This window comes from Mycolicibacterium lutetiense (assembly GCF_017876775.1).
In the GTDB taxonomy this organism is placed as follows: Bacteria; Actinomycetota; Actinomycetes; order Mycobacteriales; family Mycobacteriaceae; genus Mycobacterium; species Mycobacterium lutetiense.
Genome location: NZ_JAGIOP010000002.1, coordinates 1,588,302 through 1,609,583, shown reverse-complemented (window position 1 = coordinate 1,609,583; position 21,282 = coordinate 1,588,302). Strand labels below are relative to the sequence as shown.

Genomic DNA, 21,282 nt, shown 5'->3' with positions numbered 1-21,282 from the left:
ACTCACTGGGCATCCTGCGGGTGCGGGTTGATCCGGCCGAGGTAGTAGTCGTCGTCGGTGCTGCCGGGTGCCATGTCATGCGGCGGCGGCTGCATGCCGGGTTCCAGCGGAGCAAGCAGTTTGTCCTTGCCCCAGATCAGATCTGCCCGATTGTCGTCGGCCATCTCGTATTGGTTGGTCATGGTCAGGGCACGCGTCGGGCAGGCCTCGATGCACAATCCGCATCCGATGCAGCGGAGGTAGTTGATCTGGTACACGCGCCCGTAGCGTTCGCCAGGCGAGAAGCGTTCATCGGCAGTGTTGTCGGCGCCTTCGACGAAGATGGCATCGGCTGGGCAGGCCCACGCACACAATTCGCAGCCGATGCACTTCTCCAGGCCGTCGGGGTAACGGTTGAGTTGATGCCGGCCGTGATAGCGCGGCGCCACCGGTCCCGGCTTCTCCGGATACTCCTCGGTGATCGGCTTTTTGAACATCGAGCCGAACGTGACCGCGAATCCGGCGAGGGCATCGAGGAACTTGGGCCTCTTAGACATCGACCGCCTCCTTTCCCGCTTTCGGCAGCGGCGGCACCGGGTAGGCCCCAGCGCTCTGCTGCGGTATCGGCTGTACGGTTTTGCCCCGCAGTGTCTTCCACAATGCGATGGCCAGCACGGCCACCAACACGACTGCCGTGGTCACCAGACTCGTGGCCCAGTTGTGGTAACCGTGCTCGCGCAGGCTGTGGGTGACCGCGACGATCATGATCCAGACCAGTGACACGGGGATGAGCACCTTCCAGCCCAATGCCATGAACTGGTCGTAGCGCATCCGGGGCAGTGTGGCCCGAAGCCAGAAATAGAGGAACATGAACGTCCACACCTTGGCGGTGAACCACAGCAGGGGCCACCAGCCGCTGTTGGCGCCCTCGATCAGGTTGAACGGGAACGGCGCATGCCAACCGCCGAGAAACATCGTGGTGGCAAGCGCGGAGACGGTGGTCATGTTGACGTATTCGGCAAGCATGAACATGGCGAACTTCAGCGACGAGTATTCGGTGTGGAACCCGCCGACGAGCTCGCCCTCGGCCTCGGGCAGATCGAAAGGCGCACGGTTGGTTTCGCCGACCATGGAGGTCACGTACACCACGAACGACGGCAGCAGCAGGAAGACGTACCAGGTGCGGTCCTGTGCTGCGACGATGCCCGAGGTGGACATGGTGCCCGCATAGAGGAAGACCGTGGCGAACGACAGGGCCATCGCGACCTCGTAGGAGATCACCTGGGCGCTGGACCGCAGGCCGCCCAGCAGCGGGTAGACGGATCCCGACGACCAGCCGGCCAACACGATGCCGTACACCCCGATCGAGGTGACGGCCAGGATGTAGAGCACCGCCACGGGGAGATCGGTCAGTTGCAGTGCGGTGCGGTGACCGAACACCGACACCTCGCCGCCCATCGGGATTACCGCGAACGCCATGAATGCGGGGATCACCGCGATCACCGGGGCCAGGAGGTACAGCGGCTTGTCCACGCCCGCGGGGGTGAGGCCTTCCTTGAGGGCGAGTTTCACACCGTCGGCCAATGACTGCAGCAGGCCCCAGGGGCCGACGCGGTTGGGTCCGGGCCGCATCTGCATGCGGCCCAGTACCTTCCGTTCGATCAGGATCGCCGCGAGCACGGTCAGCAGCAGGAAGACGAACACCCCGAGGGCCTTGGCCAGGATCAGCCACCACGGGTCGTGGCCGAACAGGGTGGGGTCGGGGTAGGTCATGAGGTGGCCTGCCCGATCGCAACCAGGGCACCCGCGGTCACCCTGAGTTGACGGTGGATCGCCGATCCGGGGGAATTGGTGGGCAGCCACACCACCCGGTCGGGCATCTCGGTGACCGAAAGCGGCAGCGTGACCGATCCGTGGTCGGTGCTCACGGTCACCGGATCTCCTGCTGCCACCCCGAGTTCGGCCGCGGTGCCGGGGGAGAGCCGAACCACCGGGCTGACCGCGGTGCCGGCCAGATGGGGTTCGCCGTCCTGCAGGCGTCCGGCGTCCAGCAGCAGACGCCAGCTGGCCAGCACCGCCTGTCCGGGTCCGGGGGCGGGCGGTGGTTCGGGTGTCTCCGACGGCTCCGCGGCGCGAGGCCCGGTCCAGGAGCCGAGCCGCGCCAGTTCGCCGTCGGCGGCGTCGGGTCCGGTCAGGCCGAGGTCGACGCCGATCTCGTCGGCCAGATAATGCAGCACCCGCAGGTCGGGGATCGCGTTGGTCTGCAACGCCGGGGTGAACGGGCGAATCCGGCCTTCCCAGTTGATATATGCGCCACCCTTCTCCACCACGGGTGCCACGGGGAACACCACATCGGCCAGTTCGGTGACCTCGCTCTCGCGCAGTTCGAGACTCACCACGAACGGGGTGGCCCGCAGCGCGGCCAGCGCCGTGGCGGGGTCGGGGAGATCGGTGATCTCGACGCCGCCGACCAGCAGCGCGGAGAGTTCTCCGTCGGCGGCGGCGGCCAGGATGGCGTTGGTATCGCGGCCGGTGTTGCCGGGCAGTTCGGCGGTGTTCCAGACCGCGGCGGTCTGGGCCCGCGCGTCGGCGTCGGTCACGGGACGCCCGCCGGGCAGAAGGTTCGGCAGGGCGCCGACCTCCACGGCGCCGCGCTCACCGGCCCGGCGCGGGATCCAGGCCAACCGGGCCCCGGTCGCGGTGGCAAGACGGAGTGCGGCCGACAGTGCACCGGGTGCGCTGGCCAGTCGTTCACCGACCAGGATCACGGCCCCCGGGCGCCGCAGCCGTTCATCGGTCTCCAGTGCGGCCAAGGTGTCCGCCTCGCCCCCGGGGACTGTCGCGATGAGCGTGCCGGCCATCTTGGTCAGCCCGCGGCTCGCGAACGGTGCGACGGCGAGCACCTGCTGGCCGTTCTTGCGGGCGGCCTTGCGTAGCCGCAGGAAGACGATCGGGGATTCCTCTTCTGGCTCGAACCCGACCAGCAGAACGGTCGGCGCCTTTTCCAGTTCGGCGTAGCGCAATGTCATCGGTCGCCCGGCGACGTGGGCGGCCAGGAATTCGGCCTCCTCACCGGAGTGCGGCCGGGCGCGGAAGTCGATGTCGTTGGTACCCAGCACCATCCGGGCGAATTTCGAGTAGGCGTAGGCGTCCTGCACGGTGCAGCGCCCGCCCACCAGCACCCCGGTGTTCGATCCGGCGGCCAGCAGGCCTGCCCCGGCGACGGTCAGGGCCTCCGACCACGATGCCGGTCGCAGCGTGCCGTCCTCGCGAATCAGCGGTGTGGTGATCCGGTCGCCGACCGTGGCGTAGGTGAAGGCCCACCGGCCCTTGTCGCAGTTCCACTCCTCGTTGATCTCGGGGTCGTCACCGGCCAAGCGCCGCAATACTTTTCCGCGGCGGTGGTCGGTGCGCTGGGCACATCCGGATGCGCAGTGTTCACACGCGCTGGGGCTGGACACCAGATCGAAGGGCCGGGCTCGGAAGCGGTAGGCCGTCCCGGTCAGTGCCCCCACCGGGCAGATCTGCACGGTGTTGCCGGAGAAGTAGGACTGGAGCGGCTCCTCTGAGGCGATGCCCACCTGTTGCAGCGCACCACGTTCCAACAGTTCGATGAACGGGTCGCCTGCGATCTGTGCGGAGAACCGGGTGCAGCGGGCGCACAGCACGCACCGCTCGCGATCCAGGAGGACCTGAGCGGAGATGTTGATCGGCTTCGGGAAGGTCCGCTTGACGTCCTCGAACCGGGTCTCCGGGCGCCCGTTGGACATTGCCTGGTTCTGCAGCGGACATTCGCCGCCCTTGTCGCAGATCGGGCAGTCCAGCGGGTGGTTGATCAGCAGTAGTTCCATCACGCCGCGCTGGGCTTTGTCGGCGGCTTCGGAACTGTACTGGGTGTGGACCGCCATGTCCGGGCTGACCGTGGTGGTACACGAGGCCATCGGTTTGCGCTGGCCCTCGACATCGACGAGGCACTGCCGGCAGGCCCCGACCGGATCGAGCAGCGGGTGATCGCAGAACCGGGGGATCTGGATACCCATCAGTTCGGCGGCGCGGATCACCAACGTGCCCTTGGGGACGCTGATCTGTTCGCCGTCGATGGTGAGCGACACCATCTCCACCGGCGGGGTGTCCTTGGTCGGCTCGGCCAGCGTCATGCGCGCCCCTCTCTCCTCGCGGTGAGAAACATCTACGCACCCGCCCCTTCGGTCGCCATCAATGTCGAGGCGTGCGGGTCGAACGGGCACCCGCCGTCCAGGTGCGCCACGTACTCGTCGCGGAACAGCCTGATCGACGACATCACGGGTGTGGCGGCACCATCACCCAACGCGCAGAACGACTTTCCGAATACGGTATCGGCGATATCCAGCAGCTTGTCGATATCGTCCTGCCCACCTGCTCCGGTCTCCAGTCGGGCATAGATCTGGGCCAGCCAGTAGGTGCCTTCCCGGCACGGTGTGCACTTGCCACACGATTCGTGGGCGTAGAACTGAGTCCAGCGCCGGACGGCCCGCACCACGCAGGTGGTCTCGTCGAAGATCTGCAGCGCCTTGGTGCCGAGCATGGAGCCGACGGAGGCCATGCCCTCGTAATCCAGTGGTACGTCGATGTGTTCAGCTGTGAGCAGTGGTGTCGACGAACCGCCCGGCGTCCAGAATTTCAGGGTGTGCCCGTCGCGGACGCCGCCGGCGTAGTCGAGCAGCTCCCGCAGGGTGATGCCCAGTGGCGCCTCGTACTGGCCGGGCCGGTTGACGTGGCCCGACAGCGAATACAGCGTGAAGCCAGGGGATTTCTCCGATCCCATCGACCGGAACCAGTCCACCCCGTTGACCAGGATCGGCGGGACACTGGCGATGGACTCGACATTGTTGACCACGGTCGGGCATGCGTACAGACCTGCGACCGCGGGAAACGGTGGGCGTAGCCGCGGTTGGCCGCGGCGGCCCTCCAGGGAGTCCAGCAGCGCGGTTTCCTCGCCGCAGATGTAGGCGCCCGCTCCGGCGTGCACGGTCAGTTCCAGGTCGAATCCGGAGCCGAGGATGTCGGTGCCCAGGTATCCGGCCGCATATGCCTCGGCGACCGCGGCGTGCAGGCGGCGCAACACCGGCGCCACCTCGCCGCGGACGTAGATGAACGCGTGGCGCGCCCGGATCGCATAGGCCGCGATGATGATGCCTTCGATCAGGAAGTGCGGCGTGGTCAGCAGGAGGGGAATGTCCTTGCACGTCCCGGGTTCCGATTCGTCGGCGTTGACTACGAGGTAGTGCGGCTTGGCCCCGGCGCCGTCATCGCCTTGCGGGATGAACGACCACTTGGTTCCGGTCGGGAATCCCGCGCCGCCGCGTCCGCGCAGCCCGGAATCCTTCACCAACGCAATCACGTCGTCCGGCCCCATCGCCAGCGCGCGCTGCAGCCCCCGGTAACCGTCATGGCGGAGGTAGGTGTCCAGCGTCCATGGTTCCGGTTCGTCCCAGAATCGGCTCAGTACCGGGGTCAGCGCCGTCACGAGATCGGACCTCCCACTTCGGGAGTGGACATCCCGCGTTTCCGGGCTTCCCGCAGGCCGGCCAGCGTGGCCGTGCCGGGGGCGCCTCCCGGGGTATGCGGATTGGTCAGACCGGCCAGGGTGCGGGCGGTTTCACGGAAGGTGCACAGTGGTGCCCCGCGGGTCGGGGCCGGTGGCGTTCCGCCGCGCAGGCCGTCGACGAGATCCCGTGCCGACGAAAGGGTCTGGTTGTCGTAGAACTCCCAGTTGACCATCACCACCGGCGCGTAGTCGCACGCCGCATTGCACTCGATGTGTTCGAGCGTGACCCGGCGATCGGCTGTGGTGTCCCCGGCGTGGATGCCCAGGTGCTCCTGCAGCGCGTCCAGGATCGCGTCGCCGCCCATGATCGCGCACAACGTGTTGGTGCACACCCCGACGAGGTAGTCGCCGGTCGGGGTGCGCCGGTACATCGAGTAGAACGTGGCCACCGCGGTGACCTCGGCGTCGGTGAGGCCCAACAAGGTTGCGCAGAAACCGATCCCGGCCGGCGTGAGGCAACTGTCCTCGGCCTGCACCAGGTGTAGCAACGGCAATAGGGCGGAACGGGCATCGGGGTAGCGGGCGGTGATCTGCCCGGCCTCGGCGGTGAGCCGCGCCGTCACCTCATCCGGATATGCCGCGGGCCCGTTGATCGGCGGGCCCGCTTCATCGGGGCGTTGCCCCAGCTGAATGAATACGTCACTCATCCGTGCTGTCTCCTCTTCGCGCAAGCGCTCATCGGTCAACACCGCCCATGACCGGATCGATCGACGCCACCGCGGCAATGGCATCGGCGACCATGCCGCCCTCGCACATCGCCGCCACCGCTTGAAGATTCGTGAACGAGGGGTCGCGGTAGTGCACCCGGTAGGGCCGGGTGCCGCCATCGGACACCATGTGCACTCCGAGCTCACCGCGCGGGGATTCCACCGCGACGTACACCTGCCCGGCCGGAACCCGGATGCCCTCGGTGACGAGCTTGAAGTGATGGATCAGCCCCTCCATCGACTGGCCCATGATCTTGGCGATGTGTTCGGGGGAGTTGCCCAACCCGTCTGGGCCCACCTTGAGATCGGCCGGCCAGGCCAGCTTCTTGTCGGCGATCATCACGGGGCCGGGGCCGAACTTCTCAAGTCGCTCGACGCACTGTTCGACGATCTTGATCGACTCCCGCATCTCCTTTACCCGGATGATGTACCGGCCGTAGGAGTCGCAGCGATCATCGGTGATGACATCGAATTCGTAGTCCTCATAGCCGCAGTACGGTTGTGCGCGACGCAGGTCGTGGGGAAGCCCGGTGGAGCGCAACACCGGTCCGGTGATCCCCAGCGCCATGCATCCGGTCAGGTCGAGATACCCGACACCGACGGTGCGGGCCTTCCAGATGTAGTTCTCATTGAGCAGATCCTCCAAGTCCTGCAGGCCTTTCGGCAGCTGATCGAGCAGCGCCCGAACCTCGCTCAGCGCGCCGTCAGGCAGGTCGGCGGCCAGCCCACCCGGCCGGATGTAGGCATGGTTCATCCGCAGGCCGGTGATCGACTCGAAGACCCGCAGAATCTCTTCGCGCTCCCGGAACCCATAAAACATGGCCGACATCGCACCTAACTCCATGCCGCCGGTGGCCAGCGCCACCAGGTGCGAGGAAATCCGGTTGAGCTCCATGAGCATCACCCGGATGATGCTGGCGCGCTGGGGAATATCGTCGGTGACACCGAGCAGCTTCTCCACGCCCAGGCAGTAGGCGGTCTCATTGAAGAACGGTGAGAGGTAGTCCATCCGGGTGACGAACGTGACGCCCTGCGTCCAGTTGCGGTATTCCAGGTTCTTCTCGATGCCGGTGTGCAGATAGCCGATGCCGCAACGGGCTTCGGTGATGATTTCGCCCTCGATCTCCAGGATCAGCCGCAGCACCCCGTGGGTCGACGGATGCTGGGGGCCCATGTTCACCACGATGCGTTCACCGGCATGCTCGCGGGCCGCGGCCACCACGTCGTCCCAGTCCTGTCCGCCGACCACCACGACGGGAGATTCGGTACTCATCAGTTGTAGGACCTCCGCTGATCGGGTGGCGGGATCTGCGCGCCGTGGTATTCGACCGGAATGCCGCCCAGCGGATAGTCCTTGCGCTGGGGATGGCCGACCCAGTCGTCGGGCATCTCGATCCGGGTCAACGCCGGGTGTCCGTCGAACACGATTCCGAAGAAGTCGTAGGTCTCACGTTCGTGCCAGTCGGTGGTCGGATAGACCGTGAACAGCGACGGCATGTGCGGATCCGCATCGGGCGCTGCGACTTCCAGCCGGATCCGGCGGTTGTGGGTGATCGACATCAGCGGGTAGACGGCGTGCAGTTCGCGGTCGGTGTCGTCGGGATAGTGCACCCCGCTCACACCCAGGCACAGCTCGAACCGCAATTGCGGATCATCGCGAAGGACACTGGCCACCGCGGGCAGTTGGACCCGGCTGACCTCCAGGGTCAGCTCGTCACAATGCACCACCACGCGCTCGATCGACACTGCATAGCGTTCCTCGCCGAGGATTTCGGCGAGCCGGTCCACCACCTCGTCGAAGTACTGGCCGTAGGGGCGGGGGGAGCTGCCGGGCAATTCCACCGATCGCACCAGTCGGCCGTATCCCGAGGTGTCGCCCGTGCCCGAGGCGCCGAACATGCCGCGGCGCGTCCCGATCACCTCGGGGCTGTCGCCGCCGCCCGGCCCGTCGGCCATGCTCACCGCAGCAGTCCTTTGAGTTCGATGGTCGGTGTGACGGCCAGCGCTGCCTGCTCGGCCTCCCGGATCGCCTCCTCGCGGTTGACCCCGAGCGGCATCTGCTGAATTTTGTCGTGCAACTTGAGGATTGCGTGCAGGAGCATCTCCGGGCGCGGTGGGCAGCCGGGCAGATAGATGTCGACCGGCACCACGTGGTCGACACCCTGGACCACCGCGTAGTTGTTGAACATGCCGCCGGAGGAAGCGCAAACCCCCATGGCCAGCACCCATTTCGGTTCAGCCATCTGGTCGTAGATCTGTCGCAGCACCGGCGCCATCTTCTGGCTGACCCGGCCCGCAACGATCATCAGGTCGGCCTGCCGCGGCGTCGCGGAGAACCGCTCCATGCCGAACCGAGCGATGTCGAAACGCGGCCCGGCGGTCGACATCATCTCGATTGCGCAGCAGGCCAGGCCGAAGGTCGCCGGCCACAACGAGCCCTTACGTGCGTAGCCCGCGACAGCCTCCACCGTCGACAGCAGGATTCCACCCGGCAGGCGCTCCTCTAATCCCAATTCAGGCCCCCTCGCCGCCAGACATAGGCATACGCCACGAACACCGTGAGCATGAACAGCAACATCTCCACCAGCGCAAACAGCCCGAGACTGTCGAATGCCACCGCCCACGGGTAGAGGAAGACGATTTCGATGTCGAACACGATGAACAACATCGCCGTCAGGTAGTACCGGATCGGCATGCGCTGGCCCGTCACGCCGGCGGCCCCGGGCTGCATCGGTTCGATACCGCATTCGTAGGCCTCAAGTTTGGACCGGTTGTAGCGGCGTGGGCCGATGACGAGCGCGATTCCCACGGAACCCACGGCGAACGCGGCCGCGATCGCTCCGAGAACCAGGATGGGCGTGTACAAATTCATGCCGCGTATCGCTCCCTCGGTGGGCTGTCGATGTGAGCTAACCCACAGCCTAGCGAGGTTTGCGGCCTGCGCCACATATTTTGGTTAGTATCGTTTCATATCGGGGCAGTGTGTCGCTGCGGCCACAGCCATGCCGCGAAAGTCAACGGCAACAGGGTAATTCGGGGAAGAATTATTGGACCGGAGCGCGCAGCAACGACACCACCGCGTCACTCAACCGGATCGGATCGATCGGGTGGGGCACGGCGGCCTCCGCCTGTGACCAGCTAGCCAGCCAGGCATCATCGGGACGCCCGGTGAGCACCAGGATCGGCGGGCAGTCGGTGATCTCGTCCTTGAGCTGCTTGGCCACCCCCATGCCCCCGGCCGGCGTGGCCTCTCCGTCGAGAATCGCCAGGTCGATGCCCCCGGCGTCCATCTGTGAGATCACCATCGGCGCGGTCGCGATCTCCACGTATGCCAGGTCCGGCAGTTCGGGGTGCACGCGTTTGCCCAGCGCGAGTCGTACCTGCTCGCGGGTGCGCGGGTTGTCGCTGTACACCAGGATGCGCAGCGGCGCTGGGCCGGCCATGGTGCCGATGCTACTGCTCACGACGCCGTTGGCCGGACAACTCAGCGAATTCTGTTGTGGGGCATCAGACTCGCGTGAACACGAGTTCACCCGACAGGACCGTCGTCGGACCCACCATCCCGAGCAGGTCTCCCGACACGCCGAAGTCGTCTCGTTGGACCTCGCACCGGCCGGACAGCTGCAGTGCACCGTCGTCGAGAATCTCGACATCGACCGGCAACTCGATGGTTCGGGATACGCCGCGTACGGTCAGAACCGTCGTCAATCGCGCGCTCCCGTCCGAGGAATCCAAACCTGTCACCTGCACGGTGATATCGGGATGAACCTCGGCATCGAAAAAATCGGCCGACCGTAGATGGGCGTCACGCTTGCCGATTCCGGTGCGCACCGACGCTGCCGCGATGACCACACGGCCGGTCACCCCGTCATCGGCCCGGCCCGTACCGGTGAACTCGGTGAACCGGCCGGTGACGGTGGCGAGGCCCCACAGCGTCTTGTTCCGGAACGTCACCCGGGACCGGTCCGGGGCTAGGTTCCAATTTCCCGCGTGTGTGGTCAGGATGTCGCTGAGTGTGGCCATGGCACCTCCAAATACGTCGGGTCGAGGTCAGGTGAACAAGGGTGCGATGTCCTTCGGATCGAAGTATTCGTCGATGCGGTGGATCAGACCGTCCGTACCCACTTTGATCACGATGCACACCCGTAACGCGATCAATGCTCCGTCCCGTGCGCCGGCGTGCAGGACGTGCTGCTGGACAAATCCGCCGTCGAAGAACTGCCGGTCCAGCACTTCATAGCGGCGCTGGCCGGTGGCCTCGATGAACCAGTCGATGACCTTCAATGCACGGGCGCGGTTGTTGTCCCGGGAGTCACCGCTGTGCCATACCGCGACGTCATCGGCCCACAGCCGGGCCACGCCGGCGGTGTCTCCGCGTTCGATCGCGTCGAACAGCCGGTGCGCGACGTCCTCGATGACCTGGGTGTGGGTGGGGGACATCATCGGCCTCCTCGGGGTTCGTCGTAGCCCGGATGCGCGGCGGCAAGCCGTTGACGTACCAGGACCTGCAGGCAGGCGGTGACGTCATCGGCTCGGTCGTCGAGTTCGCCGGCCCGGATTGCCGCCGCCAGCGCGGCCTCGTCGGTGAATCCGATGCCGGTCAAGGCCTCAGACGAGGCGGCAGCCGCAGCAGGGGTGTCGGCAGCCAGCAGTTCGCGTTCGACGATGCGGAGGGCGTTGGCCGCCACGCGGGCGTGAAAACTCACGGCTCCGGCGGTGTGTTCACGTACCTCGGTGTCGAGGAACTCCGCGACCGCGGCCACGAGTTCAGCTGCGCTCGGCCGTCCGTACAGGTTGCTCACCAGCTGCTCCCGTCCAGCAGACACAACAGGTCCCATTCGGTTTCGCACACCCGACGGCCGATGGTTGCCAGCTCCACCGACCGGGTCTGCCCGCTCAGATGCCGCTCGGCCTGGTAGCGACAGATGACGCCCCAGCGCAGGGTGGCGAGTACGAGCCACCAGCGGATCGCCGACCGGTCCAGCTCCTGCCCGGCGGCTTCCTGGTAGGCGTCCAGAAAGCTCTCGATGCTGCCCAGTCCGCCCGCCCCGAGGGCGGCCGGGGCCCCGAACCGCCAGGCCCGGATGCAGAACCAGGCCAGATCTTCATACACCTCGCCGAGGTGCACCAACTCCCAGTCCAGTACCGCGGCCAGGCCCGAGTCGTCGACGATGAGGTTGCCCATCCGGAAGTCGCCATGCACCAGCCGCAGCGGCGACACGGGCGGCCGGTTGGCATCCAGCCAGCGAAAGACCCACTCGAAAGTGGCTGTGGTATCGCCCATCTCATCGAGTTGCTCACGCCATTGGGCTACCTGGTCCAGCTCGACGAGGCCGGGCAGAGCGGGCGGTGAGGACCGGTGGATGGCGGCCAGCGCCTGTGCGCACTGGGTCAGCAGCCGGGCCCGGCCGTCATCGTCGAGCGTGCGCTGGATGCGCCGCACGATGGTCTCGCCACCGATGAAGTCACAGATCAGGAAGGGATCGCCCAGCGAGGCAACGGAATCGTCGGCGACCAGCACGTGGGGGACCGGGGCTCCGGCCAGTGCCGCCGCCCGTTGGGCACCGGCCTCCAGTTCCATACCGGCATGGACCTCATCGGGGGCGCCGGTCCGCAGGATCAGCGGGCGCCGAGCCGAGTCCGTGACGGCGTCGAACGACCAGGTGGTGCGGCTGGCTCCGCCGGTCAGCTCGCGCAGGTTCTCCACGGCGATCCCGTCGCCCAGCGTCGGGGTGAGGACATCGACCAGCCGGGAGGTGAGCAGGCCGGCCTCCGTCACCGCTTGGCCTTGCCGAAACCGAACAGCCGCTGCGCCACCCGGCGCATCTGGATCTCCTCGGCACCTTCGGTGATGCGGTAACGCCGGTGGTGCCGGTAGATGTGCTCGAACGGTTCGTGACGGCTGTAGCCGATGCCGCCGTGCACCTGCATGGCACGGTCGGCGGCTTCGCACACCAGGCGGTTGGCGCGGTAGTTGGCCATCGAGACCTTGTCGGACACCTCCATGTGGTGGTTCTGGTCCAGCTGCGTCGCGGCATAACGGACCAGCAACCGGACCATCTGCGCCTCGGTCTGCAGCTCCACCAACGGCCACTGGACGGCCTGGTTCACCGCCAGCGGCTTACCGAACACCATGCGCCGGTTGGCGTAGTCCACGGCGCGGTCGATGCAGAACTGGGCGGCGCCCAGACTGCTGGCGGCCTGACGAATCCGGTTTTCGTGCAGGAAGGTCTGCCCGACCTCCAGACCGAGGTCGATCTCGCCGAGCACCGCATCGGCCGGCACGCGCACGTCCTTCAGTTCCACCTCGCCGTGATCGGTGGGCATGTTGAACGTCCACCAGTAGAACGGGACGGTGAATCCCGGCGAGTCGGTGGGCACCAGGAAGGCGGTGATGCCACGACCTTGTCCGGGCTCGCCGGAGGTGCGGGCGAAGATCAGATCGTGTGTGGCCCGATGTACTCCGGTGTTCCAGCGTTTGGTGCCGTTGATGACCCAGCCGTCCCCATCGGGTACCGCCGTGGTCTCCAGCCAGGTGGCATCTGAACCGTGGTCGGGCTCGGTCAATCCGAATGCCATCGAGCGCCTACCGGTGAGCATCGCCTCCACCCATTCGGCCTTCTGCGCCTCGGTGCCGAACCGGTCCATCATGATCACCTGCGGGAAGTTGCCCACGATCGAGGATTCGTCCTGCAGATCGTTGTGTAGTCCGAGGCCCTTGTGCGCCAGGTGTTCCCGGATCACCGCCATGTCCAGGTTGCTGCCGTCACGCCCGCCGAACCGGGCAGGTAACCCATACCGGAGCCAGCCCGCGGCATCGGCACGCCGGCGCATCTCGTCGAGCAGATCCTCCCAGGCCCGGGCGGGCACCCCGCCGTTCTCCCAGTCGGTGCGGGCGTATTCGCGGCGCTGGTCGAAGTACTGCATGTGCTCGCGCTCAAGCGGCTTGATCTCGGCCTCGATGAACTCGTCCATCTCGGCAAGCACAGTTGAAAGATGTTCGGGCAAAGCGAAATCCACTGCGATCTCTCTTTCTCGGATCAGAAGCCGTACAGGGTCTTCTTCCAGATTGTGGACAGGGTGGTGATGGCTTCGGCATCGTTGATCTCGATGCCGAGCCCCGATTGGCCGACGAATACCGTGGTGAAGTTCTCGAACAGCAGGGCGATGGCCGCCGCCACGTGTTCTGGTTGTAGTCCCTGGGCGTGACCCTGGTCCTGCGCGTGGTGCACCGAAGCGATGACGATGTCGATGCCGAACCGGCGGAACTTGTTCTGCATATCGGTGAATCGCTGTTGGGTGGCGGCCAGTTGGGCGACCGCGATCATGATGCCGATGTTCTGTTTGAAGATGTTCCAGTAGCCGGTGACCACGGTGGTGAAGAACTCGGTGTCCTCCGGGGAATCCGGCAGGTGCAGGTTCAGCCCGGACGGCTCGACAACCTCGTACAGGAAGGATTCGGCCAAGGCCGCCAGCAGATCCTCCTTGTCGGTGAAATACCGGTAGAACACCGCCGGACTCTTGCCCGCGGCCGAGGTGATGTCCGACAGGGTGGTGCCGTGAAAACCCCTCTCGGCAAAAAGTTTCCGCGCGGCGAGCTCGATCGCTGCGCGCGTCTGGCGGCCTTTCGTACCCAGCTCGGCAGCGGTCATCGACGTCTCAGTTCAAGATCCGGTCGCCGGCGCGCAGCAGCGCGCTGGGAAGCTCGTGGCCCACGGCCTCCTGTGCGACGCGTGCGGCGAGGATCGCGGCGGGCAGGTCGATGTCGACGGCGATATCGCTGTCGCGCAACATGTAGACCAGATCTTCGGTGGCGATGTTGCCGCTCGCGCCGGGGGCGAACGGGCAGCCGCCCAATCCGCCGACCGACGCGTCGAGGCGGGTGACCCCGGACTGTACGGCCGCGTAAGCGCTGGCCAGGCCGGCGCCGCGGGTGTTGTGAAAGTGCGCGCCCAGTGGCAGGTCACCGGTCAGCGGCCGGACCTGCGCGATCAACGAGCTCACCCGGCGTGGGGTGGTGGTGCCGATGGTGTCGGCGATGGCGATCCGGTTGACGCCGGAACCGACCGCGGCCGAGGCGATGTCGAGCACCCTCTGCGGATCGGTCGGACCGTCGAACGGGCAATCCCACGCGGTGGCGATGATCACCTCGACCGAGGTACCGCTGTCGGCCGCGATGGCCACGATGTCGGCGATCTGTGCGGTGGCCTCCGCCGAGGTACGTCCGACATTGGCGTGGGAGTGGGCATCCGACGCGGACACCACGTATTCGATGGAACGTAGGCCCGCGGCGATGGCGCGTTTGGCGCCGTTGGGGCTGGCGACCAGCGCGGAGAACTCCACGTCCGGAAATCGGCGCAGCTCTTCGGCGAGTTCGGCCGCGTCGGCCAGGGCAGGCACTTTCGAGGGGGAGACGAAAGCCGTCGCCTCCACCTCCCGCACTCCGGTGGCGACGATGGCTTCGAGGATCGCGACCTTGGCGGACAACGGGATCGGCGTCTCGATCTGGAGGCCGTCCCGCAGACACACCTCGCGGATGTCGACCTTTGTGGGCAGGTTCATCTCACAGCACCCCCTCGGCGCGCAGGGTTTCCAGGTCGTGTGCACTGCGTCCGAGCAGGCCGCCGTACACCTCGTCGTTGTGCTGGCCCGGCCGAGCCGAGCCGGCGTTGCGGATCGTGCCGGGTGACTCGGAGAGCACGGGGACGACGCCGGGGCCCTTGACGTTGCGCTGCACCCGCTCGTCCCAGTGGTCGGCGAGCATGCCGCGGGCCTGCAGTTGCGGATCCTGCATGACCTCGGCCACGGTGTTGATCGGCCCGCTGATCACACCGGCCTGCGACAGGGTTTCGATGATGTCCTCCGGCTGCCGCTTGGCCGCCCAATCGCCGATGATCTTGTCCAGCTCGTCCTGATTGCGGCCGCGGGCGACGTGATCGGCGAATCGATCGTCGGTCGCCAGCTCCGGGCTGTCCATCGCGGCGCACAACCGGCGGAACACGGTGTCCTGGTTGGCCGCGATCACCACCCAGCTGCCGTTGGCGCTCTGGTAGATGTTCGACGGCGCAATGCCTTCCAGCCGCGTGCCCGACGGCCCCCGCACCACGCCGCCGATGTCGTAGTCGGGGATGGTGGATTCCTGTATCGCCAGGCAACTTTCGGTCAGCGCGGTGTCGACGATCTGGCCCTCGCCGGTGACGGTGCGCCGGTACAGGGCGGCCAGGGCGCCCTGGGCGGCGAACATGCCGGCCAGGCTGTCGCCCAGCGACAGGGCCAGGCGAGGTGGGGGACCGCCCGGGAATCCGTTCATGTGTCGCAGCCCGCTGGACGCCTCGGCCACCGAGGCATAGCCGGCCTTGCCGGCGTCCGGCCCGGTCTGCCCGTACCCGGACACCCGCACCAGGATGATGCCCTTATTACGTTCGCGCAGAACCTCGTAGCCCAGGTTCCACTTCTCCAGGGTGCCGGGTCGGAAGTTCTCGACGATGATGTCGGACTGCTCGACCAGCTCGAGGAAAAGATCCCGGCCCTTGGCGGTGCGAAGGTCCAGGGTGACGGCCTTCTTGTTGCGGGCGTGCACGGTCCAGAAGAAGTGGTGCCCGTCGAGTTCGGCCTGTCCCCAGGTGCGTAATGGATCCGGCGTGGCCGGCAGTTCGATCTTGATGACCTCGGCGCCCATGTCGCCCAGTAGGCGGCCGGCGAACGGGCCCGAGATCAGGGTGCCGAGTTCGATCACCCGGATGCCGTCCAATGGCCCAGTCGTCACAGTGACTCGTCCAATCCCCGGTCGCTTCGCTCCTGCCCGCCGAATCCGTGCCGGTGCAGCCAATCGGTGCACACCCCGACAGCTTGCCGCAATGTGCCGCGCTGATCCGGGCCCGAGTAGTAGTGGTTGGCGCCGGGGATCTCGTGCATCTCCTTGTCGGGATGGCCGATCGCCTCAAACAGCCTGCGGGTGTGACTGGGCGTGCAGGCGTCGTCGGCGAGGTTGCCGATCACCAGGGCGGGTACGGCGATGTCGGGGCCGGCCTTGACCGCATCGCCATTGGCGTCGTCGTAGCTCCATTGCGACAGCCAACTGCGCAGCGTGCAGAACCGCGCCAGGCCGACGGGGGAGTTGTTCACCACCTCAGGATCGCCCAGATAGCAGGTGCCGGGGGCGCGATCATTCGGATCGACCGTGGGATCCAGCCAGCGGGGGTCGGCCATGGTGCCGTGCACCACGAACCCGAACTCGTCATCGGGCCGTCCGGCCGCTCTCAGCTCGGCCAACTTCTCTTTGACCCACAAAGTGATTCGCCGATTGCGGGCGATCTGGGCCTGGTGGTAACGCTCGAGGAACTCCGGCGTGTACGGCGGCTGGTTGGGATTATCCGGGTTGTAGAGGTCGAGTTCCGGATCCCGATTGGACGGATCGTTCTCGTCGAGGATGGAGGCGTCCATCCATTCGGTCATGGTGCCGTGGCGGCTGATGTGCGCAGCCAGCAGCATGATGCCGTCGGCGGGGATCAGTCCGAGCTTGGTCAGATCGGGCCCGTCCCCGGAGGGGCTCGCCGTCACCGTCGGGTTCTGCGCCTGCTGCTGGTAGAACACCGACAGCGAACCGCCGCCGCTCCATCCGGCCAGCACCACCTTGTCATAGCCCAGTCGGTTCTTGGCGTCCTTGATGCACTCGCCCAGATCCTCGACCACCTTCTCCATCAGCAGTGCCGAGTCGGTGCCGCGGAACCGACTGTTGCAGTAGATGACATGGTGTCCGGCGCGGGCCAGTGCATTGATCATCGGCAGGTACGCGCCGCCGCCGATGGGATGCATGAACACCAGGACCGTATCGGATGGCTTGTCCTTCGGCTTGAGCAGATAGCTCTCAAGAACCACCAGCTCGGCCACGCCGCCGTATACATCGCGAACCGATGAGTTGTTTTGGTAGGCAACCAGATACGGGATGCGGTTGTATTCGTGCTTGACAGGTGCTTCGGTGGTTGTCATCTAGTGCTGCCCCAAATCGTTGGCGAGGATTTCGGCGGACGGGATGAGACGGCGACGGGTGTCGATGGCGATCACCGACCAGTCGACCCGGTCGTAGTCGTCGAACTTGCGGCGGGCCCGTTCCCGGGCCTTCTCCGGCGCGCCGTGGTGAACCCCTTGCGGTGCATGGGAAACCAGGCCGGGCGGCATCGGGATGCCGTACAGCGTCCCGCCGTGGAAGAAGGCGATCTCGTCGTAGTCGACGTTGCGGTGGTACCACGGGGTGCGTTCGGTGCCGGGCACGCTCTCGGCGGGCTTGGGTAGGAAGTTCATCACGTATACGCCGGTGGCCTGCATGAAGAGGTGCACGGTCGGTGGCAGGTGCACGCTCTCGGAGGTGATGACGGTGTAGTCCTCGATATTGAAGGTGAAGGGGAAGTTGTCGCCCCGCCAGCCTTCCACGTCGAGGGGATTGTGTTGGTAGAAAAGCGAAGTCGGACCACCGTCATGAATGAGGCGAACCTCGTACTCGTCCCGCCCGTCATCGTCGATCGGCTGTGGCTCGGGGATGGTGACCTGGGCCGGGTCGAACGGGAAGTGGCGGCCCAGGGTCCCGGCCGGTGGAACCCGGAAATCGTCGGTGGCCTGGATAATGAGGAAAGTGCTCTCGGCATCGGGCACCTGGCGGAACGTGCACGCCTTGGGCAGGTAGACCCAGTCGCCCTCGCGGTAGCGCAGTGGGCCGAACTCGGTCTCCAGTAGGCCCGATCCCTTGTGGACGAACACCAGCAGGTCGCCGTCGACGTAACGGACGAAGAACGGCATCGCCTCGGACCGTCGGCTCAGCAGCACCTGGCAGTCGGCGTTGGAGAACATCAGCAGCGGGCCGCCCTGTGGGTCGGTGGCGTCGCTGGGCTTGAGCTCACTGGACAAGACGTCGGTGGGGCGCAGGGGGCCGACGGTGCGGTAGGCCGTGGGGTCATTGCGCCGGTACATGTTCGCGGTGCGCCCGACAAAGCCCCCGCGGCCCAGCTCGTCGTCCTTGAGGCCATCGAGATCGGCATGTACCCGTTTGGGGGTCTTGCCTTTACGCAGGTGGACGAATGATTCCATGTTCGACTCCTGAAGACGCGGGGCGAAAACTGAAAGTGACTTTACTTTTTGTTACGGCTACTGACAAGAGTGGCGGGACGGTGATCTTCAGCGTTTTGCCGCCGACCTCCGCGGGTAGTCCTGCAGTGGGCGCCCAAGCTCATTGCTGCCCGTCGGTGTCAACGAAAGGACTCTCATGAGAAAGGAATTGGAAGGCCGCAGGGTCGGGATCCTCGCCGCCGATGGTGTGGAGCGCATTGAACTCGAACAACCGCGCACCGCCGTCGAGAAGGAGGGTGGGCACGTCGAGCTGCTGTCGCTGAAGGCCGGGGAGATCCAGGCTCGCGATCACGACCTCGAGCCCGCAGGCACCTTTCCAGTGGACCGCACGGTCGCCGAGGCGAAGGTCGATCAGTTCGATGCGCTGATCCTGCCGGGGGGCACGGTGAACCCGGACAAATTGAGGCTCGACAAGACTGCGGTGGCCTTCGTCCGCGATTTTGTCCGGTCGGGCAAGCCGGTCGCGGCGATCTGCCACGGTCCGTGGACCCTGGTGGAGGCCGACGTGGTGCGCGGCCGCACGGTGACCGGCTATCCGAGTATCCGCACGGATCTCGGCAACGCCGGTGCCACCGTGGTGGATCGGCAGGTCTGCGTCGACGGCAACCTGATCACCAGCCGCGCCCCCGGCGATCTGCCCGCGTTCTGCGAGGCGATCACCGAGGCACTGGCATGTACTCCGGCGCAGACCTGAGCGCCGCTCAGGCCCCGGAGGCATGGGCTGCCGCGCGCGCTCGGTCAACGGCCTCACTGCGCATCTGTTCCCGCTCGGCAGGAGTCCACCTGGTCGTGGGCTCCACCACCAGGGTCTCGACGCGGTAGCCCAGCATCCCGAACACGTACTCCAGATACGGCTTCTGGAAATCCTGCAGTTCGGGATGACGCCCGTCGTACGCGCTGCTGCGGGTCAGCAGCAGCTGCAAGGGTTTTCCCGCACCGAGGGTGCCCACATGTTCACCGCGCTCGTTGAGGGTGAAGCTGGCGACCGGTTGCACGATGATGTCGATCCACGCCTTGAGCGCATGCGGAACATGCCAGTTCCACATGGGGGAGGACACCACCAGGCGGTCGAATCCACGCACCCGCTCGATCTCGGCGAGTACCTGCTGCCAGACGGAGTGCTGGTCCTCGGTGATCGGCTCGCCGAACAGCTGCGCGAACTTCGCGATCGCCGCATCGCGACCGAACCGCAGCACGTCGTCGTCCCACACCGAGAACCGCTCCACCTCGCCGACCTCGTCGGCGGCAGCCAGATAGGCCTGCGCCAATTGTGAGGACAACGCGTCGTCCCCTTTCGGGCTGGCCTCGATCCACAGGGTCCGCATCAGATCCTTTCGGTCAGATCAGCTCAGTCAGATCATGGACGTACGGGGGATCTTCATCCCCAGCGCCAACGCACCGGCCAATTCGCGGCTGGTGTCGTAGTCGAACACCACGTGTCCGGACAGCACGTCGACATCGCGCTTGAACCGCTGCAACGGGCTGGACAGGAAATGGATGCTCGCACCGCCCGCGCCCAGCAGGTCGGCGATCACCGCCTTGGACTCGCTGACGATGTGCGCGGCCGACAGCCGGGCCTGGGCGCGCACCGGTTTGTCCACCGAATCGCCGGACGCAACGATGGCCTCGATCTCACCGACGGTGTCGGCCAGCAGGGCGCGTAGCGCGCGCACCCGCACCTGAGCCCCGGCCAGATGGGCCTGTGCGATCGGCTTGTCCTTCTGCATGACGCCTTCATAGGGCAGCACGCGCTCGCCGAGGCGCTGTGCGTAGATCTCGGTGACCCGCTCGGCGCTGCCGAGGGCAGGCATCGCCGCCAGCAGGGCCAGCGCGGGCACCATCGGCCAGCGGTAGGTGCTGCTGTCGTGCAATCCGGCGCCCGGGGCGGTACCGGAATAGATGTCGAGCACTTTCACCAGTCGGTGCTCCGGGACGAAGACATCGGTGGCGATGGCGTCGTTGGAGCCGGTGGCCCGCATGCCGTCGGTGTGCCACACGTCGGCCACGGTCACATCGCTGATCGGCAGCAGCGCCAGTGCCGGATACAGCGCTTCGTCGGGTCCACACAGCGCGGCGACGATGATCCAGTTCCCGTGCATGATGCCGGTGGCCCAGGACCACCGGCCGCTCAGGCGCACACCGCCGTCGGTGGGCAGGCCGCGCCCGGTCGGTGCGAGTGGGGCCGGGGCCAGGAACGGGCGGTTTGCGAACGCCTCCTCCTGCGCCTGCTCGCCGAACAACGAGAGCATCCAGTTGTGCAGGGCCAGGAAGCCGATGGTCCAGGCGCTCGACGTGCAGCCGTGGGCCATCCGGCGTACCGGATCCAGGATCGCCGGGAAATCAGCCTGCTGACCGCCGTATCGGGCGGGTACCAGGAGCTCGGTGAAACCGGAGTCGACGAGCTCGGTCACCGTCGCATCGGGCAGCCGGCGCTGCTCCTCGGCTTCACCGGCTCGCTCGGCCAGTCGGGTGACGAATTCGTCGGTGATGACGCAGTCCGCGGTAGAGGTCGAGGTCATGGCCGAAAAGTTACCATACTTTTTTGTATGGCCCTCTCGGGGTCACTCCGAAAGGCTCGGCCCGGCAATTTGAAAACCAGTTGGCGACGATCAGATAACCCTCCGGACACCAGTTGTGAACAGATGCGCATCGGTGTTCATCGAACGTCACCCGCACGGTCGGGATTATCGCGCTGTTTCCCCAGGTAGATCGCCTACCGCCGGGCAATAGATAAAGTCGAAATCACTTTTTGACATCGGCAGATGTGCAGTTCGGCGGCGTGCCGCGGGTTTTCCCCTGTCGTGGACGCGTGCTTTACTCATGTCGCAACAACTGAATTCTTTTGGTCCGCTCTGCTGCGTCTTCTGAGACGTCCGGGCGTTGGGAGCG

23 protein-coding genes are annotated in these 21,282 nt (G+C 66.2%); 1 reads left to right on the top strand and 22 read right to left on the bottom strand.

The window, feature by feature from the left end; translation table 11 throughout:
- Positions 1–2: 2 nt before the first annotated feature.
- The 20 genes from nuoI to JOF57_RS16930 form a co-directional block, all read right to left on the bottom strand.
- The gene (gene nuoI, locus JOF57_RS17025) at positions 3–536 is read right to left on the bottom strand and encodes an NADH-quinone oxidoreductase subunit NuoI (RefSeq protein WP_209918376.1); all 534 of its coding nucleotides are present in this window, start codon (positions 534–536) and stop codon (positions 3–5) included.
- The gene (gene nuoH, locus JOF57_RS17020; protein WP_209918374.1) at positions 529–1,752 is read right to left on the bottom strand and encodes an NADH-quinone oxidoreductase subunit NuoH; all 1,224 of its coding nucleotides are present in this window, start codon (positions 1,750–1,752) and stop codon (positions 529–531) included. The genes nuoI and nuoH overlap by 8 nt, the downstream gene beginning before the upstream one ends.
- A complete protein-coding gene (locus tag JOF57_RS17015) occupies positions 1,749–4,136 on the bottom strand; it encodes an NADH-quinone oxidoreductase subunit G (protein ID WP_209918372.1) in 2,388 nt (795 codons plus the stop codon). The genes nuoH and JOF57_RS17015 overlap by 4 nt, the downstream gene beginning before the upstream one ends.
- Positions 4,137–4,168: 32 nt before the next feature.
- Positions 4,169–5,485: an NADH-quinone oxidoreductase subunit NuoF gene (gene nuoF, locus JOF57_RS17010; RefSeq protein WP_209918370.1), complete on the bottom strand. Its 1,317-nt coding sequence runs from the start codon at positions 5,483–5,485 to the stop codon at positions 4,169–4,171.
- Positions 5,482–6,213: an NADH-quinone oxidoreductase subunit NuoE gene (nuoE, locus tag JOF57_RS17005; protein WP_209918369.1), complete on the bottom strand. Its 732-nt coding sequence runs from the start codon at positions 6,211–6,213 to the stop codon at positions 5,482–5,484. The genes nuoF and nuoE overlap by 4 nt, the downstream gene beginning before the upstream one ends.
- 28 nt (positions 6,214–6,241) lie before the next feature.
- Complete coding sequence (gene nuoD, locus JOF57_RS17000) at positions 6,242–7,546, bottom strand: NADH dehydrogenase (quinone) subunit D (protein ID WP_209918368.1); 1,305 nt, start codon at positions 7,544–7,546, stop codon at positions 6,242–6,244.
- Entirely contained in the window at positions 7,546–8,229 is a 684-nt protein-coding gene (locus JOF57_RS16995) for an NADH-quinone oxidoreductase subunit C (RefSeq protein WP_209923444.1), read from the bottom strand. Before JOF57_RS16995 ends, nuoD begins: the two co-directional genes overlap by 1 nt.
- Positions 8,230–8,231: 2 nt before the next feature.
- On the bottom strand, positions 8,232–8,786 hold the full coding sequence (locus tag JOF57_RS16990; RefSeq protein WP_209918367.1) for a NuoB/complex I 20 kDa subunit family protein: 555 nt from the start codon (positions 8,784–8,786) through the stop codon (positions 8,232–8,234).
- Positions 8,777–9,145, bottom strand: a complete 369-nt coding sequence (locus JOF57_RS16985) for an NADH-quinone oxidoreductase subunit A (protein WP_044516957.1) — start codon at positions 9,143–9,145, stop codon at positions 8,777–8,779. The genes JOF57_RS16990 and JOF57_RS16985 overlap by 10 nt, the downstream gene beginning before the upstream one ends.
- 172 nt (positions 9,146–9,317) lie before the next feature.
- Positions 9,318–9,716: an Rv3143 family two-component system response regulator gene (locus JOF57_RS16980; protein WP_209918366.1), complete on the bottom strand. Its 399-nt coding sequence runs from the start codon at positions 9,714–9,716 to the stop codon at positions 9,318–9,320.
- Positions 9,717–9,780: 64 nt separating this feature from the next.
- Entirely contained in the window at positions 9,781–10,296 is a 516-nt protein-coding gene (locus JOF57_RS16975) for a YceI family protein (protein ID WP_209918365.1), read from the bottom strand.
- 27 nt (positions 10,297–10,323) lie between these two features.
- Positions 10,324–10,713, bottom strand: a complete 390-nt coding sequence (locus tag JOF57_RS16970) for a nuclear transport factor 2 family protein (RefSeq protein ID WP_209918364.1) — start codon at positions 10,711–10,713, stop codon at positions 10,324–10,326.
- Positions 10,713–11,111, bottom strand: coding sequence for a DUF6285 domain-containing protein (locus tag JOF57_RS16965; protein ID WP_234938157.1), 399 nt, complete (start codon positions 11,109–11,111; stop codon positions 10,713–10,715). Before JOF57_RS16965 ends, JOF57_RS16970 begins: the two co-directional genes overlap by 1 nt.
- The gene (locus JOF57_RS16960) at positions 11,072–12,052 is read right to left on the bottom strand and encodes a phosphotransferase family protein (protein WP_209918361.1); all 981 of its coding nucleotides are present in this window, start codon (positions 12,050–12,052) and stop codon (positions 11,072–11,074) included. The genes JOF57_RS16965 and JOF57_RS16960 overlap by 40 nt, the downstream gene beginning before the upstream one ends.
- Positions 12,049–13,293, bottom strand: a complete 1,245-nt coding sequence (locus tag JOF57_RS16955) for an acyl-CoA dehydrogenase family protein (RefSeq protein ID WP_209918359.1) — start codon at positions 13,291–13,293, stop codon at positions 12,049–12,051. Before JOF57_RS16955 ends, JOF57_RS16960 begins: the two co-directional genes overlap by 4 nt.
- 20 nt (positions 13,294–13,313) lie before the next feature.
- Positions 13,314–13,925: a TetR/AcrR family transcriptional regulator gene (locus JOF57_RS16950; protein WP_209918357.1), complete on the bottom strand. Its 612-nt coding sequence runs from the start codon at positions 13,923–13,925 to the stop codon at positions 13,314–13,316.
- Between the two features lie 7 nt (positions 13,926–13,932).
- Positions 13,933–14,835 carry a hydroxymethylglutaryl-CoA lyase gene (locus JOF57_RS16945; RefSeq protein ID WP_209918355.1) on the bottom strand — a complete coding sequence of 301 codons (903 nt, stop codon included), beginning with the start codon at positions 14,833–14,835 and terminating at the stop codon, positions 13,933–13,935.
- A gap of 1 nt (position 14,836) precedes the next feature.
- On the bottom strand, positions 14,837–16,039 hold the full coding sequence (locus JOF57_RS16940) for a CaiB/BaiF CoA transferase family protein (protein ID WP_209918353.1): 1,203 nt from the start codon (positions 16,037–16,039) through the stop codon (positions 14,837–14,839).
- Positions 16,036–17,262: an alpha/beta hydrolase family protein gene (locus tag JOF57_RS16935; protein WP_209918351.1), complete on the bottom strand. Its 1,227-nt coding sequence runs from the start codon at positions 17,260–17,262 to the stop codon at positions 16,036–16,038. Before JOF57_RS16935 ends, JOF57_RS16940 begins: the two co-directional genes overlap by 4 nt.
- The gene (locus JOF57_RS16930) at positions 17,263–18,354 is read right to left on the bottom strand and encodes a homogentisate 1,2-dioxygenase (protein WP_209918348.1); all 1,092 of its coding nucleotides are present in this window, start codon (positions 18,352–18,354) and stop codon (positions 17,263–17,265) included. It abuts the gene before it with no gap.
- Positions 18,355–18,529: 175 nt separating this feature from the next.
- On the opposite strand from JOF57_RS16930, the gene JOF57_RS16925 reads away from it, so the two are divergent.
- Positions 18,530–19,087, top strand: a complete 558-nt coding sequence (locus tag JOF57_RS16925; RefSeq protein ID WP_209918346.1) for a type 1 glutamine amidotransferase domain-containing protein — start codon at positions 18,530–18,532, stop codon at positions 19,085–19,087.
- Positions 19,088–19,094: 7 nt separating this feature from the next.
- On the opposite strand, the gene JOF57_RS16920 is transcribed toward JOF57_RS16925, so the two are convergent.
- Together JOF57_RS16920 and JOF57_RS16915 are read right to left on the bottom strand one after the other, a co-directional pair.
- Positions 19,095–19,718: an NAD(P)H-dependent oxidoreductase gene (locus JOF57_RS16920; protein WP_209918344.1), complete on the bottom strand. Its 624-nt coding sequence runs from the start codon at positions 19,716–19,718 to the stop codon at positions 19,095–19,097.
- A 27-nt stretch (positions 19,719–19,745) separates the two neighbouring features.
- Complete coding sequence (locus tag JOF57_RS16915; RefSeq protein ID WP_209918342.1) at positions 19,746–20,912, bottom strand: acyl-CoA dehydrogenase family protein; 1,167 nt, start codon at positions 20,910–20,912, stop codon at positions 19,746–19,748.
- Positions 20,913–21,282: the final 370 nt, after the last annotated feature.

Excerpts from the sequence above, each read along its gene's own strand:
- JOF57_RS16950 (WP_209918357.1), bottom strand. The coding sequence starts at position 13,925 with ATGACCGCTGCCGAGCTGGGTACGAAAGGCCGCCAGACGCGCGCAGCG.
- JOF57_RS16930 (WP_209918348.1), bottom strand. The coding sequence starts at position 18,354 with ATGGAATCATTCGTCCACCTGCGTAAAGGCAAGACCCCCAAACGGGTA.
- JOF57_RS16920 (WP_209918344.1), bottom strand. The coding sequence starts at position 19,718 with ATGCGGACCCTGTGGATCGAGGCCAGCCCGAAAGGGGACGACGCGTTG.
- JOF57_RS16975 (WP_209918365.1), bottom strand. The coding sequence starts at position 10,296 with ATGGCCACACTCAGCGACATCCTGACCACACACGCGGGAAATTGGAAC.
- JOF57_RS17015 (WP_209918372.1), bottom strand. The coding sequence starts at position 4,136 with ATGACGCTGGCCGAGCCGACCAAGGACACCCCGCCGGTGGAGATGGTG.
- nuoH (WP_209918374.1), bottom strand. The coding sequence starts at position 1,752 with ATGACCTACCCCGACCCCACCCTGTTCGGCCACGACCCGTGGTGGCTG.
- nuoD (WP_209918368.1), bottom strand. The coding sequence starts at position 7,546 with ATGAGTACCGAATCTCCCGTCGTGGTGGTCGGCGGACAGGACTGGGAC.
- JOF57_RS16935 (WP_209918351.1), bottom strand. The coding sequence starts at position 17,262 with ATGACAACCACCGAAGCACCTGTCAAGCACGAATACAACCGCATCCCG.
- JOF57_RS16965 (WP_234938157.1), bottom strand. The coding sequence starts at position 11,111 with ATGGGACCTGTTGTGTCTGCTGGACGGGAGCAGCTGGTGAGCAACCTG.
- nuoE (WP_209918369.1), bottom strand. The coding sequence starts at position 6,213 with ATGAGTGACGTATTCATTCAGCTGGGGCAACGCCCCGATGAAGCGGGC.
- nuoI (WP_209918376.1), bottom strand. The coding sequence starts at position 536 with ATGTCTAAGAGGCCCAAGTTCCTCGATGCCCTCGCCGGATTCGCGGTC.
- JOF57_RS16970 (WP_209918364.1), bottom strand. The coding sequence starts at position 10,713 with ATGTCCCCCACCCACACCCAGGTCATCGAGGACGTCGCGCACCGGCTG.
- JOF57_RS16985 (WP_044516957.1), bottom strand. The coding sequence starts at position 9,145 with ATGAATTTGTACACGCCCATCCTGGTTCTCGGAGCGATCGCGGCCGCG.
- JOF57_RS16995 (WP_209923444.1), bottom strand. The coding sequence starts at position 8,229 with ATGGCCGACGGGCCGGGCGGCGGCGACAGCCCCGAGGTGATCGGGACG.
- JOF57_RS16915 (WP_209918342.1), bottom strand. The coding sequence starts at position 20,912 with ATGACCTCGACCTCTACCGCGGACTGCGTCATCACCGACGAATTCGTC.
- JOF57_RS16945 (WP_209918355.1), bottom strand. The coding sequence starts at position 14,835 with ATGAACCTGCCCACAAAGGTCGACATCCGCGAGGTGTGTCTGCGGGAC.
- JOF57_RS16980 (WP_209918366.1), bottom strand. The coding sequence starts at position 9,716 with ATGGCCGGCCCAGCGCCGCTGCGCATCCTGGTGTACAGCGACAACCCG.
- JOF57_RS16925 (WP_209918346.1), top strand. The coding sequence starts at position 18,530 with ATGAGAAAGGAATTGGAAGGCCGCAGGGTCGGGATCCTCGCCGCCGAT.